Source organism: Kribbella sp. NBC_00482 (assembly GCF_036013725.1).
In the GTDB taxonomy this organism is placed as follows: domain Bacteria; phylum Actinomycetota; class Actinomycetes; order Propionibacteriales; family Kribbellaceae; genus Kribbella.
This window is the reverse complement of record NZ_CP107881.1, coordinates 2,483,247-2,497,275: the sequence shown is the minus strand read 5'-3', so window position 1 is coordinate 2,497,275 and position 14,029 is coordinate 2,483,247. Positions and strand designations below refer to the sequence as shown.

Sequence of the window (14,029 nt, the reverse complement as noted above, 5' to 3'; positions counted from 1 at the left end):
ATGCGTGGCCAACTTCTCGTACGACCACTAGCCGGATCACCGGCCTTGCAGTTTCGCCTGTAGCTCGTCCCAGCCCGCCCGATAGCCGGCCAAGGCCGTCGCGCTGGCCACCCGGAGACCGCCGGCCTCGACCTCGAACACGTCCGCAGGCCAGTCGTGCCGCGCGACACCCCAGAAGTCGGTGAACCAACCAGCCTCGTCGCTCTGCACGAGAAACAGCTCGACCATCACCCCGTCGACCTCGAACGCCCGCTTGTGCGGAAATCGCTTGGCCACAATCTCCTGTACGTCGCCACGCGCGAGAAACTCGTCCACAACCTCGAACCCACCAGCCGGATACAGCAGATCAACATCCCGATGCCCCCGCGGCGCACTCACCCCAAGCAACTCCGCGGCCCATCCCCCAAACACCCAGGCCCGAACCCCAACCCCGTCCAGCAGCCCCACGACGTACCGAACAAACCCCAGGTCATTCCTCCGAACCATCCCCGAACCGTAAATCACGAGGAGTACTGAGGGTTAGGCGGGGAAGGGCTTCCAGTGGCCTTCGGAGATTACTTCTGTGGTGCCGTTGGCTACCTTGATCGCGGTCTGGTCGTCGATGGCGTACGACGGGCCTCCGATACCGGCCGCCCAAGTCTCCGCGTTGGCCAGGGTGTTGTCCGGCATGGACTCGTGGTCCAGGTGCGGGTAGATCGAGAAGTCGACGACCCCGAGCGTGCGGTCGTCCGGCGCGGACGGCCAGCTCACGAAGTCTTCGCCGATCCGCGGTGTCATCACCATGCTGCCGGCGCTCACCCCGACCCAGACCGTGTCGGGCAGCGACGGCATGAGGTCGGACAGGCCTGACTCCCGCATCCAGTGGCAGAGGTACGTCGCGTCGCCGCCGTCCACCAGCAGTACGTCGGCCTCGCGTACCCACGGCACCCACCGCTCCTCGCCGATGCTGGGCAACGCCGTGAGTTCGAGGACGCCGACGGATTCCCAACCCAGGCTGGGCATGTGCCAGGGAGGTTCGCCGGTGACGGAGCCCCGGACAAAGGTAGGCCCGCATTTCGGATGGCCCCACATCGCCGTCGGGATGAGCAGCGCGCGGGACTCGGCGATCGGCTTGCCCAGCAGCTCGACGAGCGCGTCGTTGATGCTCGGGTTCGTAATGCCCCCGGAGGTAAGAAGAAGACGCATACCCTCACTCCTTGTCTTGGCGACCGCGACCGGCCGCCGTTCACCTGTCCTACGAACGCCGCGTTCCAGATCCGACACTCTGTCAGAAATACGGCCCCTGTTAGCGTGCGCGGATGGAACCTCTGGGAGGCGTGACGTGGCCGCCGGAGCCGATCAAGACCGAGCGGCTCGTGCTTCGTGAGTCCGAGGCGAGGGACCGTACGGCGTTCGTCGAGCTGCTCGCCTCGCCGGAGGTGAACACGTACCTCGGCGGTCCCCGCCCACGGGACGAGGTCGAGCGCGAGACGCCTGAGGTGCCGCAGCGGTGGCCCGGAAGTTTCGTCGTTGAGCTCGACGGGACGATGATCGGCCAGATCCTGCTCAGGAGAGCAACCAAGCACCGCCCGGCCGCGGTGGGGAAGGCCGATCTCGGCTACCTGTTCCTGCCGCGGGCTTGGGGATTCGGGTACGCCGGTGAAGCGTGCGCGGCGGCGCTCGACTGGTTCGACGGTGCCCTGCCCGGTGAGCCCGTCGTGCTCGCTACCCAGACCGCCAACGTCGGCTCGATGCGTCTCGCGGCGAAGCTGGGGTTCACCGAGGTGGAGCGGTTCGAGGCCTGGGGCGCCGAGCAATGGCTCGGCATACGGCCTCCAGTCACGCCGTAACTGTCGGAGCCGGACGTTAGCGTCACCGGATGCTGCCTTGCCCGCCTGCGAGACCGCTCGGTCCAGATGCCCAGGGTCAGTGGGTTCGGCGTTGGATGTCGCCGGAGTGGACGCAGACCGCGGACGCCTGGGTGAGTGCGCGGCTCGCGGAGTACGGTCGCCGGATCAGCGGCGTACCGGTCACCTACCGGGCCCGCTTCTGGTCTGTCGTCCGCTGCTATCCCACCGCCGAAGGCCTGGTGTGGTTCAAGGAGAACAATCCGGGGCATCGGTTCGAGGCCGGTCTCGTCGCGGCGTTGGCACAGTTCGCGCCGGATGACGTGATCGTGCCGATCGCAGTCGACCGCGACCGCAGCAGGCTGCTCACCGATGATCAAGGCTCGACGCTGACGCATCCGGACGTTGCTGATCAGGCCACGCGATGCACCGTCGTACGAGCCCTGGCCCGTCTCCAGTGCAGGCTCCTCGGCCGCCTCGACGCGACCGGCATCATCGAACTGGCGCCCACCGCGGCCGGCGATCGGGTGCGCGCCGTGGCGCAGGAGTGGGCGGCGCTGCAGCCTGGGCATCCGCTGAATGCCGAGCCCGGTCTGCTCACACGAGCTGCGCGGGCTGCCGACGTACTCGATCGACGAACCGCGTCTCTCAGCGACGTCGTTCCGCTCGACCTGGAGATCAACGACGTGTACCCGGCGAACATCTTCGCGGACCGTTCAACCGGCCTACTGCGCCCGCGGTTCTTCGACTTCGGCAACGCGCTCTGGGGTCATCCCTTCGTCTCGCTGCACGGCTTCCTCGACTCGGTCGAGGAGTGGACCCGCGCGCCGTTGTCGCACGCACACAGAGCTGCGCTGTACGACGCCTATCTGGCCGTATGGCGTGATCACCTCGACGCCGACCCGCACGCCCTCCGGCACGACCTCATCACGACCGAGGCGCTCGTCGGCGTACACAAGCTCGTCTCCTGGCTACGCCTCATCCCGTACGCCGACCCACTCGAACTCCAGGCCCGCGCCGAAATCCCCCGGCACTACCTGTCCACAGTCGCCGCGCTGAGAGACTGAGGCCGTGACGGAATACGCTATGCCGCCAGAAGCGGCGAGCACGTTGATGGCGGCCCTGCAGGGGCACGGAGTCGCAGCATGCGTCGGCGGAGGCTGGGCTGTCGATGCACTGGTGGGGAAACAGACTCGGGAACATTCAGATCTCGACATCTGGGTCGACGCGGTCGACTTCGAAGGTCTCGTCGCAACCTTCACCGACCAAGGAGTCGATCGACTCCACCCCTGGCCCGGCGACCGTCCGTGGAACTTCGTCTTGCATGACGGCCGCAGCCGTCGCGTAGATCTTCACCTCTACGAGACGCTGATCGACGGCCGACTCCACTACGGCAGCCTCAACGCGCCGTTCATGTTCACCCGGGAGGATCTCTCGGGTGAGGGTGAGATTGCCGGGGTCTCGGTTCGATGCGAACGTCCTGAGTTCGCGTTGCAGAACCACACCGGCTACGAGTTGCGTGAGATCGACCGGCACGACATCGCTGTGCTCTGCGAACGCTTCGGACTCCAACCGCCCGACTAGCTGTCGCCCGTCGGCGGTTCGTGGGAGTACGTGATGGGTTTGCCCGAGGCGTTGGCGTAGGCGATCTCGCGGCGGGTGGCCTCTCCGATGTAGCCGCCGGGGTTCACGATTCGTACCTCGTCTGCGAGGTCGATCCGGCGGAGATGCAGCTCGCCCAGGGCCCGCACGAGCGCAGAGTCCAGCACAGGCGCCTCGGTGGCCTCCGGAGCCAGGACGATCGCCAGCTCGAGCGTCAAGCGCGTGCGCTCGGCCGCGAACTCACTGCTGAAGCGCAGGGAACCACACAGACAAACGATCTTCGGGCGAGCAACCGGCACGTCGGACATGGACACCCTTCATGAACACACAAAAGCCCAGGTCAGCGAACTGATCCTGGGCTTTCACGAAGCGCGCTCGGAGGGATTCGAACCCCCAACCTTCTGATCCGTAGTCAGATGCTCTATCCGTTGAGCTACGAGCGCTGGACAACGTCGAGTAACGATACATGGAGGGGGCGGGTGGAGGCCAATCGGCTCCGGAGGCACCTCTCCGGAGGCCGGATGCGGGGGTACGGCGGGGGTACTGCGGGGGTACGGTGCGGCGCGCACGGGGATGCGAGGTGGGGGATCTACGATCCGCGCATGGGTATTGAGGAGTTGCTCGGTGGGCGGGATCTGGGGGATGTGAAGAAGGCGGTCGGGTTCGTGATGGAGAACTCGGACGACTTCCAGAAGGTGCTGAATCTGGTGCGCGAGTTGCCGGACGATGCGCTCGGACTCATCGGGAAGCTGCCGGAGCTGCTGAAGACGATCGGGTCGGGGCTGGCGGAGGCCGGTGAGCAGGCGGCGAAGGCGGCCGGGGCGCTGGTCGGGGACGACGGCGAGGGCGGCGCGCGGAAGGCGCTGGCCGGGAGCGCCGGGACGATGAACGCGGCCAAGGACAAGCTGCACGACGCGGCCGGGATGCTGGCCGGGCTCGCGGGTGAGCTCGACAAGATCCCCGGGATCGGGGACGCCGCGGCGAAGAAGCTGAACGACGGGAGCGGCCAGATCGGCGGCGTCGCGACCGAGGTCGAGGCGCTGGCCGGGAACCTGCAGGATCTGTCCGGCATTCTCGCGACGGTCGGCGAGGCCCTGAACGGGCTCGGCGCGAAGCTCACCGAGTCCGGGGGCTCGGTGAAGACGCTTCTCGGCTGAGACTTGGGAATACCCCTTGGTGACTGTGGACGGGCTATTGCTAGTTCACAGTCACCGGCGCTTATCGCGGGTTGAGTCCGCGGGAGGACCTTCGCGTGGTTAAGGTCGCGGGCATGGGTAGTCGACTGGTGCGCGGTACCGCGATCGGGTGTGGTGTGGCCGCGCTGGTGGGCGGCGGGGTCGGGTTCGCGGTCGGGGAGCCGGTGACGCCGAAGGACATCGTGGCGGCGCGGACGCTGCCGGCGGACCTGTGCGCGCGGATCGGGGACGTGGCGAACCTGTTGCCCAAGGCATCGTCCGGTCCGGTGACGATGACGCAGGGCGGGACGACCACGGTCAGCTGCACGGCGGCCAGCTCGCGCCCGAAGGTACGGGCGTACACGTCGGCGAGCGTGAGCGTCACGATCACGGCGTACGGCGGACTGGACGCCGGCGCGGGAAACGCGCCGTTCACGCCGACCCAGGTCGCGGACCGGACGTTCAGCCGGTCGACGCTGAAGAAGTACGACGAGGACCGCCCGTACCCGACCAAGGTCGGCCGGACCGCGAGCGGACTGGCCGGTGAGACCTGGAACGTGCACACGATGGTGCAGCGCGCGGACATCGTCGTACTGGTGAACTACAAGGCCAACCCCGTGGACGCGGACACGGCGCAGAAGGCGGCGCTGGCCCTCGCGGACCGGGCGATCTGGGAAAGCAAACAGTGATGACCAACAGCACGCCGGAGATCCCGGGCTACCAGTTCGATCAGCGGATCCTGCTGCACCCGCTGGCGGAGTTGTGGCACGGCCGCACGTTCACCGGGACGGACGTGATCGCGCTCGTCCTCAGTGAGGAAGGCGCCCGGAACCCGACCGTGGTCGACCGCCTCACCAAGGCGAGCCGCGGCGCCGCACTCGAACCCGGCCGGCAGGAGACCCCGCTCTGGGCCGCCAACTTCAACTCGGGCCGCCCGTACGCGATCACGCAACTCGTCCACGGCGAGACCGGCGCCGAGCGCCTCGTCGACCCGCTCGACGGGGTACTCGGGAACGACGACGAGTCGCTGCAGGCGGTCCGCAACCAGCTCGTCGGCTTCGGCGCGACGCCGCCGGTCCTCCCGCCCGGCGACAGCGCCCAGCCGGGCAGCATCCCGTCGTACGTCGACCGCCCCGAGCAGCCGTCACAGGACGCAGCGCCCCAAGTACAAGAGCAGCCGCAGTCGAAGATCGAGATCGCCCGCCAGTACCGCCGCAAGATCGGCGCCTGGATCTACGGCGTCGTTGCGGTCGTCGTGCTGATCGTGTTCAGCATCGCCTATTCGATCGGCACCGCGATCGGCGGCACCGTCAAGGAGGACCCGGTCGAGGCCGCCCCGCCGCCGGCCGTCAGCCCGGAGCCGATCGTCTCGAGCGTCCTGATCCCGCCGATCGAGCGCGTGACGACCGCGCCGTACAAGCGGTCCGACGGATCGCCCGGCGTGTTCGGCGCGACCTACGCGGCCAATGCCGACGTACAGATCGTCGCGAACGCCGAGCTCCCGTTCGCGGTCGGCTGGCCGCGGCCGCCGGAGGTGGGTTTCCTCGGTGAGTCGTCGCAGCTGATCCTGCGGCGGATCGTGACCAAGAACGATTACGAACCGGGCGGACTGAAGAACGCGATGAAGGCGCAGTTCGCGCTGCATCCGTGCGCGAGCCTGGCCAAGTGCCTGTCCGACCGGCCGACGTTCGACCAGCAGTGGACGAAGATCTACAAGACGACCGCGCCGGCGACCGCGAAGGACGCGCGGACCTGGCTGACGGTGTCGACGGCGACGCCGTACACGATCACGATGACGCGCGCGTTCCAGAGCGGCGGGCAGTGGTGGTTGGTCGGTGCGATGGTCTACGGCCAGCAGGCCGAGGCCGCGGACATCCAGCGGCTCGTGAACGACATCTGGCGGCAGACCGCCTGACGCACCGGAAAATCTCCTGGAACGGCCCGCGCGAACAGCGCGGGCCGTTCTCATTTTCACAAGCTGAACCGGAAAGCGATTGTCGCGAAAACTTTGTGACCGGGTTCACGTTCTTGGGGTTCTCAGCACTTGCGTCGATCCCGTACCGTAGTACCACTTGCACACTGGTATACGCCCACTGGATGCACTGGTATGCGAGAGATCACACCGCCAGCCAGCTGAATCGAACCGCCGGAGACCCCGGCGGCCGGAGCCGTACCCCCTCAGCGTCGAGGGGCCGCACGGTTGCCGGCGCCGACAGCCGAGAGGGAATGAGCCGCCGATGACGACCACCGCCAGCCCGACCCATACCGAGACCGCCACCTCACCAGCCGCCACGGAAACCCTCCCGGCCGCAGCGCCCACCCAGTACGACCTGACCGACGCACCGACCCGCCACGCCGGCCTGCTGGCCTGGGCGGCCGAGGTCGCCGCGCTCACGCAGCCCGACCGGATCCACTGGGTCGACGGCTCGGACGCGGAGTACGCCAAGCTCACCGACGAACTGATCGCGGCCGGCACCATGGTCCGGCTGAACGACGAGAAGAAGCCGAACTCGTTCTGGGTCCGCACCGACCCGTCGGACGTCGCCCGGGTCGAGCAGCGCACGTTCATCTGCTCGGTCGAGGAGAAGGACGCGGGTCCGACCAACAACTGGATGGCGCCGGCCGAGATGAAGGCGACGCTGACGGAGCTGTACCGCGGTTCGATGCGCGGCCGGACGATGTACGTCGTCCCGTTCTGCATGGGCCCGTTGACCGCGGACAAGCCGATGTTCGGCGTCGAGATCACCGACTCGGCGTACGTCGTCGCGTCGATGCGGATCATGTGCCGTACCGGCGCCGACGTCCTCGAGAAGCTCGGCGCCGATTCGTCGTACGTCCCCTGCCTGCACTCGGTCGGTGCGCCGCTGGCGCCCGGCCAGCAGGATGTGCCGTGGCCGTGCAACGAGGAGAAGTACATCGTCCAGTTCCCCGAGGAGCGGGCGATCTGGTCCTACGGCTCCGGGTACGGCGGTAACTCGCTGCTCGGCAAGAAGTGCTACTCGCTGCGGATCGCGTCGGCGATGGCTCGGGACGAGGGCTGGCTCGCCGAGCACATGCTGATCCTGAAGCTGATCTCGCCGGAGAAGAAGGTGCACTACATCGCGGCCGCCTTCCCGAGCGCCTGCGGCAAGACGAACCTGGCGATGCTCGACCCGACTCTGGAGGGGTGGGAGGTCGAGACGCTGGGCGACGACATCGCCTGGATGCGCTTCGGGAAGGACGGCCGGCTGTACGCCGTGAACCCGGAGTTCGGGCTCTTCGGTGTTGCCCCCGGCACCGGCTGGAAGACCAACCCGAACGCGATGCGCACGATCGAGAAGGGCAACTCGGTCTTCACCAACGTCGCGCTCACCGATGACGGCGACGTGTGGTGGGAGGGCTACTCGCCGACCCCGCCGGACCACCTGACCGACTGGAAGGGCCGCGAGTGGACGCCGGACTCGGGCGAGCTGTCCAGCCACCCGAACAGCCGGTTCTGCACGCCGATCAAGCAGTGCCCGATCATCGCCGACGAGTACGACGACCCGAACGGCGTACCGATCTCCGCGATCATCTTCGGCGGCCGCCGCGCGACGACGGTCCCGCTGGTGACCGAGTCCCGCGACTGGGCGCACGGTGTCTTCATGGGCGCGACGCTGTCCTCGGAGACCACCGCGGCGGCGGTCGGCCAGGTGGGCGTCGTACGACGGGACCCGATGGCGATGCTGCCGTTCCTCGGGTACGACGCGGGACAGTACTTCGACCACTGGCTGACCGTCGGCAAGCAGCACGACGCGGCGCAGCTGCCGAAGATCTTCTACGTGAACTGGTTCCGCAAGGACGAGGCCGGCAAGTTCGTCTGGCCGGGCTTCGGTGAGAACAGCCGCGTGCTGAAGTGGGTCATCGAGCGGATCGAGGGCCAGGCGGACGCGGTCGAGACCCCGGTCGGCCGGGTGCCGGCCGCGGACGCGCTCGACGTCGCCGGGCTGGACATGACCGTGCAGGACCTGGAGATCGCGCTCGACGTCGACGTCGAGGAGTGGAAGGCCGAGATCCCGCTGATCGAGGAGTGGTTCGCGAAGCTCGGCGACACCGTCCCGGCCGAGCTCAAGGTCGAGCTCGACCACCTCAAGGCCCGGCTGGGCTGACAAGCACCGGCCGCCGAGTCGGAAGCCGGCGGCCGGGCCAACACGGCGCGGCGCCCTGGATCATCCGCCGGGGCGCCGTGCTGTGCTTTCTGCGAGCACTCGCCGTACTGCGTCGTCACTGACCGGCGAGAAGTCCCGGTACGCCTGGCCGACCGCGGTGAAGTACTGCGGGATCCACGCGCAGACCACCTGATCCGCGACCCGCGACAGCCGCCGACAGCTCTCGATCCCGCCCACGGGTACGGCGACGACGACGCGCGCCGGGCGATGGCGTCGTACTGCTTCTACCGCAGCTCGCATCGTCGCGCCGGTCGCGAGGCCGTCGTCGATCAAGATCACCACGCGATCCCGTACGTCGATCGGCGGCCGGTCGCCCCGGTACGCCTGCTCGCGGCGGCGCAGTTCCCGGACCTCCTGCCGGCGTACGGCCTCCAGCGTCTCCGGGTCGACCTCCGCCGCGATCGCCTCGTTGCGGACCACGTGCAACTCCTCGCCGACGCCGGCGATCGCGCCCATCGCCAGCTCGGGCTGATCGGGCAGCCCGAGCTTGCGCACGATCAGTACGTCGAGCTCCGCGTCCAGGACGTCCGCGACCGGAGCCGCGACGGGTACGCCGCCCCGCGCCAGCCCGAGGACCAGTACGGAACCGCCGACCGATCCGAGCTCGTCGGCCAGCACGCGGCCCGCGGCCGCCCGATCCGGGTACGGCCTCCTCATAGCGCCCATGATCCACGTACGTTGACCGCATGCGAACCGTGGACATGAAGATCGGTGTGATGCTTCCGCTCGGCGCCGGCGACGGCCCCGATGGCGGGATGCCCCGATGGAAGGACGTGCGAGCGGTCGCGGAGGCGGCCGACCAGAGCGGACTGGACTCCGTCTGGCTCGCGGACCACTTCCTCTACCGCGATCCGGAGGGCCAGGTCTTCGGCATGCACGACAGCTGGACCCTCCTGAGCGCGATCGCCGCGGTCACGACCCGCGTCGAACTAGGAAACATGGTCCTCTGCGCATCATTCCGAGACCCCGGCCTGACCGCAAAGATGGCCGCGACTCTCGACGAGGTCTCCGGCGGCCGCCTGACCCTAGGCGTAGGCGCAGGCTGGCACGACCCCGAGTACGAAGCCTTCGGCCTACCCACCGACCACCGAGTAGCCAGATTCACCGAGTGGCTAGAGATAGTCGCCCGCCTAATCCGAGGCGAAACAGTCACCTACAACGGCACCTACTACAAGGTGCAAGGCGCCAACCTGGACCCCGCCCCACCCCACCAAATCCCGATCCTCGTAGCAGGCCACCGCCCAAGAATGATGCAGCTGATCGCCCAATGGGCAGACGCCTGGAACACAGCCTGGTACGGCGCCCCGAACCTGCAGGTAGAGGAACGCCTGGAAACCCTCCGCCAAGCCCTCATCACCGCCAACCGCCCCCAAGAAGCAGTAGCCCGCACAGCAGGCATCATCGTCCGCGACCCGGACCAGCCCACCGCAGACCCCAACCCCAACGCCATCCCAGTACAAGCCCTCCCCGAGGCGGTCACGGCGTACCAGAAACTAGGCGTCAACCACCTGATCATCTCCCCCGAACCAATGACCCCACGCTCAATAGAACGCATAGCCGAAGCAACCAGCTGAACAAGCAGCGGCACGGAGCATCCGCACGTAGGGCAGTCGCCCCAAGGGGGGTCCGGGGGCGAAGCCCCGCCGGGCGGGGTCTGGGGGTTGCACCCCCAGTGAAACGGCCGGAGCTCCCTGGTCTGCGCTTTCCGCAGACAGGGAGCTCCAAGGAGCGGAGGCGGCGGGATTTGAACCCGCGAGAGGGGGTAACCCTCAACCCGCTTAGCAGGCGGGCGCCATCGACCGGACTAGGCGACGCCTCCTCCGACGGTCCACTCGAGGAGCGGACGCGACGACGGCCAAGAGTATCTGCTCGACCGGTCCGTGAGCAAAGCGGGTCGCCGAGTACGCTCGGTTGCTGACACGGCACGTTGCGGTAGTAGCCCGGAGCCCCTGTACGCTGGCGAGCATCGACGGGGGTCGCCAGCATCACGTCAACCAACGCGTCAACCAAGTCGGTGTCGTGGGCGTCTGAAGTACCGTGGGCTGCTTCGCGCGGCCGACGGAAGGGTCGTGACGTCGTCGATCAGGGAACGGAGCCATGTCGCGGAGTACTCGCGCAGCCGGTCGGAGGGCAGCGCCTCGTGCCAGCCGGTCCCGGGCCCGAACGCACCGTGCCCGGACGGCGTCGAAGGCGATCGGCCTGACACTGCTCAGCGCCCTGGTCCCCGGTACGGGGCTGTTGATGGGCGGCCGGAAGAAGCTCGGCTCGTTCATCCTGACGATCAGCGTCGGCCTGCTGCTGATCGCCGCGTACGTCGGTCTCACGCACCGCGACTCGGTGCTCGCGCTGCTCGTCTCTCCGCGTCAGCTGCTGATCGCGACCGGCGCCGTCGTACTGCTCGGGGTCGGCTGGATCTGGACCGTGGTCGCGTCGCACAAGCTGCTCCGCCCGGTCAGCATGACCTACACCGGCCGGCTGGCCGGCTCGATGTTCGTCGGGCTGCTCTGCTTCGCGATCGCCGTACCGACGACCGTCGCGGCACAGACCGTGATGGCGCAGCGTGACCTGATCGGCAGCGTGTTCCAGTCCGAGGGGAACTCGAAGAGCGCGACCCGGCCGAAGGTCAGCAACGCGAAGGACCCGTGGGCGAACACCCCGCGGCTGAACCTGCTGCTGCTCGGAGCGGACGACGGCGCCGGCCGGACCGGCACGCGTACCGACACGGTGATCGTGGCGAGCATCGACACCAAGACCGGTGACACCGCGCTGATCTCGCTCAGCCGGAACTGGATGCGGATGCCGTTCCCGAAGGACTCGCCGCTGCACAAGGTGTACCCGGACGGCTTCTGGGACCCGAACCTGGGCAACGTCGAGCAGCCGGAGTTCTACCTGGACGCGATGTACGAGAACATCCCGAAGCAGCATCCGGGGGTCCTCGGCCAGACCGACAACGAGGGCGCGGACGCGGTCAAGCTGGCCGCGAGCGCCGCGCTCGGGCTGGACATCGACTACTACATGCAGGTCAACCTGGCCGGGTTCCGGCAGATCATCGACGCGCTCGGCGGCATCACGGTGAACGTCAACTACCGGGTGCCGATCGGCGGCGACTACGGCGCCGGCCCCGGGTCGAACACCGAGAAGAAGCCGAGCGGGTACATCGAGCCGGGTCCGAACCAGAAGCTCGACGGGTACCACGCGCTGTGGTTCGCGCGCGGCCGCTTCGGCTTGAGCGACCCGTCCCGGCAGGAGCGGCAGCGGTGCACGATCCACGCGCTGGTGAACAGTGCGAACCCGCAGGCGCTCGTGACGTCGTACCAGCAGATCGCCAAGGCCGGGAAGCAGCTGCTGCGCACCGACATCCCGCAGGACATCCTGGGGGCGTTCATGCAGCTCGCGCTGAAGGTGAAGAACGCGAAGGTCACCAACATCGACCTGGACAAGAACAAGAACTTCCCGACCGGCAAGAACCCGGACTACACGGCGATGCAGGAGATCATCCAGAAGGCGATCGCCCCGAAGACCAACCCGGTGGCGTCGACGCCGACGGTGAAGCCGACCAAGAGCCCGACCAAGGCGCCGACCTCCGGCAGCACGAAGCGGCCGACCACCCCGTCGAAGACGACCACCGCCCCGGGCGCCGCGGAGAACCTGAACGACGCCTGCGCGTACAACCCGAGCGACACCGGCACCGGCGGTAACTGATCCGGATTGGTGAACCCCTCTCAGGGAAGTATTGGACCAAAGTGAAGATTGGTCACACCTGGGGGTGACAGTGAGGCGTTCGGTAGTGGTTGTGGTCGGGATTGCGGTCCTGGCCTGCGCAGGATGCAGCGGCAAGGCGGAAAGTGGTGACGCACCCTCGGCAGGGGGTACGACGACCAGCACCAGCGCACCACCGCCCTCGTCGGCGGCGCCCACGCCGACCCCGAAGCCGACGCCGACTCCCGTGGCGCTCTCGGTTCCGATGTACCAGCGGGCGCTGACCAATGTCGAGAAGGTCCTCAAGCCGTACGTCGCGCGCGTGATGAACGCGCAGACGGTCGCCGCGTTCGACGCGTCCCGCGCCCAGCTCGCGGGCGTCGTCGTACTCGAACGCACCGAACTGGTGAAGATCACGCCGCCGCGCGGCCTGGTGGTCGCACATCCCCAGGTCCTCGACGCCTTCGACGCGTACGCCGGGAACGTGGCCACGGAGCTGACCAAGGCCGGCGAGACGAAGACCAGCTGCGGCCTGCCGAAGGCGACCGACGTCCGGCTGTACGAGGCGAAGAGCGGCGTCCGGCTCGCCTACGCCCAGCTCGCGCAGGGCGTGCAGAAGTCGATCGGCAGGGGTGTGAAGTTCGGTGCGCTGTCGGTACCGGCGAAGCTGGCCCAGCCGGCCGTGTTCGGTGGCCGGGGTGAGAACGGCGACGTCTTCCAGCGAGCCGGTTCGCGCGGCTCCGGCTCGCTCCGGATCACCAACGCCGGCTCGGACATCGTGGTCGTGGTCACGGCGAGCAACCCGCGCAAGCCGCAGGCGTCGATCTACGTCCGGGCGAACAAGTCGGCGACGCTGAACGGGATCCGCGGCGACTACTGGGTCTACTACAAGACCGGGACGAACTGGGACGCGAAGAACAACCGGTTCACCGAGAACTGCTCGTACTCGAAGCTCGAGCGGTTCCTGGACGGTTCGTTCTCGTGGTCGCTCACGCTGAAGTCGGTGGCCGGCAACACCCAGGAGTCCGAGACGGAAGCCTTCTGATCCGGTCGCCCCGGGCGGATGAGATCCTGTGGCGATGCGTACGACGTACCGGATGCGGCCGGGGCGGTTCCTCGGGATCCTGGCCGCCGGTCTGATCATTCTCGGGGTGGCCGCGGTGCTCTGGGCACTGGGGCTGCCGGGTGTCGCCGTCTCGGTGTTCGTCACGCTCGGCGGGATGATCACGCTGGCCGGCCTGTGGATCCTGGCCCGGCCGCCGAAGGTCGCGCGGCTCCGCGACGGCGACCTCGAGGTCCGCGGCCTGCGCACGCCCTGGACCGACATCACCGAGGTCGGCCGGGTCGAGACGACCCACGGCGAGGCGATCGTGCTGCGCACCAAGAACCCCGACCACCCGATCCTGCTGCCGGTCTCGTGGCTGGCGCCCGGGAAGGCCGAAAGCCTGGAGACCACGCTGCGGGACAAGCTGAACGCGGCCCACGGCTACACGATCTGGGACGGGACTGCCCCCGAGGACAACAACAGCGCAGAATGATG

Annotated in this window: 15 protein-coding genes and 2 tRNA genes; 11 read left to right on the top strand and 6 right to left on the bottom strand. The window is 68.1% G+C overall.

Going from position 1 to position 14,029, the window contains the following annotated elements:
- Positions 1–36 precede the first annotated feature (36 nt).
- Both OHB24_RS12605 and OHB24_RS12600 read right to left on the bottom strand, forming a co-directional pair.
- Complete coding sequence (locus OHB24_RS12605) at positions 37–486, bottom strand: nucleotidyltransferase domain-containing protein (protein WP_327639172.1); 450 nt, start codon at positions 484–486, stop codon at positions 37–39.
- Positions 487–519: 33 nt separating this feature from the next.
- Positions 520–1,185: a Type 1 glutamine amidotransferase-like domain-containing protein gene (locus OHB24_RS12600; protein WP_327639171.1), complete on the bottom strand. Its 666-nt coding sequence runs from the start codon at positions 1,183–1,185 to the stop codon at positions 520–522.
- 113 nt (positions 1,186–1,298) lie between these two features.
- On the opposite strand from OHB24_RS12600, the gene OHB24_RS12595 reads away from it, so the two are divergent.
- The 3 genes from OHB24_RS12595 to OHB24_RS12585 all read left to right on the top strand — a co-directional run bounded on the left by OHB24_RS12595 (position 1,299) and on the right by OHB24_RS12585 (position 3,410).
- Complete coding sequence (locus tag OHB24_RS12595; RefSeq protein WP_327639170.1) at positions 1,299–1,829, top strand: GNAT family N-acetyltransferase; 531 nt, start codon at positions 1,299–1,301, stop codon at positions 1,827–1,829.
- A 95-nt stretch (positions 1,830–1,924) separates the two neighbouring features.
- The gene (locus OHB24_RS12590) at positions 1,925–2,893 is read left to right on the top strand and encodes a hypothetical protein (RefSeq protein ID WP_327639169.1); all 969 of its coding nucleotides are present in this window, start codon (positions 1,925–1,927) and stop codon (positions 2,891–2,893) included.
- 46 nt (positions 2,894–2,939) lie between these two features.
- The gene (locus OHB24_RS12585) at positions 2,940–3,410 is read left to right on the top strand and encodes a nucleotidyltransferase domain-containing protein (protein ID WP_327639168.1); all 471 of its coding nucleotides are present in this window, start codon (positions 2,940–2,942) and stop codon (positions 3,408–3,410) included.
- Here the strand turns inward: OHB24_RS12585 and OHB24_RS12580 are convergent.
- Together OHB24_RS12580 and OHB24_RS12575 are read right to left on the bottom strand one after the other, a co-directional pair.
- Positions 3,407–3,736, bottom strand: coding sequence for a hypothetical protein (locus OHB24_RS12580; protein ID WP_327639167.1), 330 nt, complete (start codon positions 3,734–3,736; stop codon positions 3,407–3,409). The genes OHB24_RS12585 and OHB24_RS12580 overlap by 4 nt on opposite strands.
- A 62-nt stretch (positions 3,737–3,798) precedes the next feature.
- Positions 3,799–3,871 (bottom strand) — tRNA-Arg (locus tag OHB24_RS12575).
- 159 nt (positions 3,872–4,030) lie between these two features.
- On the opposite strand from OHB24_RS12575, the gene OHB24_RS12570 reads away from it, so the two are divergent.
- The 4 genes from OHB24_RS12570 (at position 4,031) to OHB24_RS12555 (ending at position 8,730) form a co-directional block, all read left to right on the top strand.
- Positions 4,031–4,585, top strand: a complete 555-nt coding sequence (locus tag OHB24_RS12570) for a hypothetical protein (RefSeq protein WP_327639166.1) — start codon at positions 4,031–4,033, stop codon at positions 4,583–4,585.
- Between the two features lie 113 nt (positions 4,586–4,698).
- The gene (locus OHB24_RS12565; protein ID WP_327639165.1) at positions 4,699–5,292 is read left to right on the top strand and encodes a hypothetical protein; all 594 of its coding nucleotides are present in this window, start codon (positions 4,699–4,701) and stop codon (positions 5,290–5,292) included.
- Positions 5,292–6,518 carry a hypothetical protein gene (locus OHB24_RS12560; RefSeq protein ID WP_327639164.1) on the top strand — a complete coding sequence of 409 codons (1,227 nt, stop codon included), beginning with the start codon at positions 5,292–5,294 and terminating at the stop codon, positions 6,516–6,518. The genes OHB24_RS12565 and OHB24_RS12560 overlap by 1 nt, the downstream gene beginning before the upstream one ends.
- 322 nt (positions 6,519–6,840) lie before the next feature.
- Entirely contained in the window at positions 6,841–8,730 is a 1,890-nt protein-coding gene (locus OHB24_RS12555) for a phosphoenolpyruvate carboxykinase (GTP) (RefSeq protein WP_327639163.1), read from the top strand.
- Positions 8,731–8,790: 60 nt separating this feature from the next.
- Here OHB24_RS12555 and OHB24_RS12550 read toward each other — a convergent pair whose 3' ends face one another.
- Entirely contained in the window at positions 8,791–9,447 is a 657-nt protein-coding gene (locus OHB24_RS12550) for a phosphoribosyltransferase (RefSeq protein ID WP_327639162.1), read from the bottom strand.
- A gap of 29 nt (positions 9,448–9,476) precedes the next feature.
- Between OHB24_RS12550 and OHB24_RS12545 the strand changes: the two genes are divergently transcribed.
- Positions 9,477–10,364, top strand: a complete 888-nt coding sequence (locus OHB24_RS12545) for an LLM class flavin-dependent oxidoreductase (protein ID WP_327639161.1) — start codon at positions 9,477–9,479, stop codon at positions 10,362–10,364.
- A gap of 155 nt (positions 10,365–10,519) precedes the next feature.
- Here the strand turns inward: OHB24_RS12545 and OHB24_RS12540 are convergent.
- Positions 10,520–10,609: transfer RNA gene (locus OHB24_RS12540), tRNA-Ser, on the bottom strand.
- A 278-nt stretch (positions 10,610–10,887) separates the two neighbouring features.
- Between OHB24_RS12540 and OHB24_RS12535 the strand changes: the two genes are divergently transcribed.
- The 3 genes from OHB24_RS12535 to OHB24_RS12525 all read left to right on the top strand — a co-directional run bounded on the left by OHB24_RS12535 (position 10,888) and on the right by OHB24_RS12525 (position 14,027).
- Positions 10,888–12,492: an LCP family protein gene (locus OHB24_RS12535; protein WP_327639160.1), complete on the top strand. Its 1,605-nt coding sequence runs from the start codon at positions 10,888–10,890 to the stop codon at positions 12,490–12,492.
- A gap of 244 nt (positions 12,493–12,736) precedes the next feature.
- The gene (locus tag OHB24_RS12530; protein WP_327639159.1) at positions 12,737–13,534 is read left to right on the top strand and encodes a hypothetical protein; all 798 of its coding nucleotides are present in this window, start codon (positions 12,737–12,739) and stop codon (positions 13,532–13,534) included.
- Positions 13,535–13,568: 34 nt separating this feature from the next.
- Positions 13,569–14,027 (top strand): hypothetical protein, encoded by a 459-nt coding sequence (locus OHB24_RS12525; RefSeq protein ID WP_327639158.1) that lies wholly within the window; start codon positions 13,569–13,571, stop codon positions 14,025–14,027.
- The last annotated feature ends 2 nt before the right edge of the window (positions 14,028–14,029 follow it).

What these genes read in the sequence shown, in the direction of transcription:
- OHB24_RS12585 (WP_327639168.1), top strand. Translation starts at nt 2,940, where the DNA reads ATGGCGGCCCTGCAGGGGCACGGAGTCGCAGCATGCGTCGGCGGAGGC.
- OHB24_RS12580 (WP_327639167.1), bottom strand. Translation starts at nt 3,736, where the DNA reads ATGTCCGACGTGCCGGTTGCTCGCCCGAAGATCGTTTGTCTGTGTGGT.
- OHB24_RS12535 (WP_327639160.1), top strand. Translation starts at nt 10,888, where the DNA reads ATGTCGCGGAGTACTCGCGCAGCCGGTCGGAGGGCAGCGCCTCGTGCC.
- OHB24_RS12525 (WP_327639158.1), top strand. Translation starts at nt 13,569, where the DNA reads ATGCGTACGACGTACCGGATGCGGCCGGGGCGGTTCCTCGGGATCCTG.
- OHB24_RS12550 (WP_327639162.1), bottom strand. Translation starts at nt 9,447, where the DNA reads ATGAGGAGGCCGTACCCGGATCGGGCGGCCGCGGGCCGCGTGCTGGCC.
- OHB24_RS12590 (WP_327639169.1), top strand. Translation starts at nt 1,925, where the DNA reads ATGTCGCCGGAGTGGACGCAGACCGCGGACGCCTGGGTGAGTGCGCGG.
- OHB24_RS12570 (WP_327639166.1), top strand. Translation starts at nt 4,031, where the DNA reads ATGGGTATTGAGGAGTTGCTCGGTGGGCGGGATCTGGGGGATGTGAAG.
- OHB24_RS12600 (WP_327639171.1), bottom strand. Translation starts at nt 1,185, where the DNA reads ATGCGTCTTCTTCTTACCTCCGGGGGCATTACGAACCCGAGCATCAAC.
- OHB24_RS12555 (WP_327639163.1), top strand. Translation starts at nt 6,841, where the DNA reads ATGACGACCACCGCCAGCCCGACCCATACCGAGACCGCCACCTCACCA.
- OHB24_RS12565 (WP_327639165.1), top strand. Translation starts at nt 4,699, where the DNA reads ATGGGTAGTCGACTGGTGCGCGGTACCGCGATCGGGTGTGGTGTGGCC.
- OHB24_RS12545 (WP_327639161.1), top strand. Translation starts at nt 9,477, where the DNA reads ATGCGAACCGTGGACATGAAGATCGGTGTGATGCTTCCGCTCGGCGCC.
- OHB24_RS12595 (WP_327639170.1), top strand. Translation starts at nt 1,299, where the DNA reads ATGGAACCTCTGGGAGGCGTGACGTGGCCGCCGGAGCCGATCAAGACC.
- OHB24_RS12560 (WP_327639164.1), top strand. Translation starts at nt 5,292, where the DNA reads ATGACCAACAGCACGCCGGAGATCCCGGGCTACCAGTTCGATCAGCGG.
- OHB24_RS12605 (WP_327639172.1), bottom strand. Translation starts at nt 486, where the DNA reads ATGGTTCGGAGGAATGACCTGGGGTTTGTTCGGTACGTCGTGGGGCTG.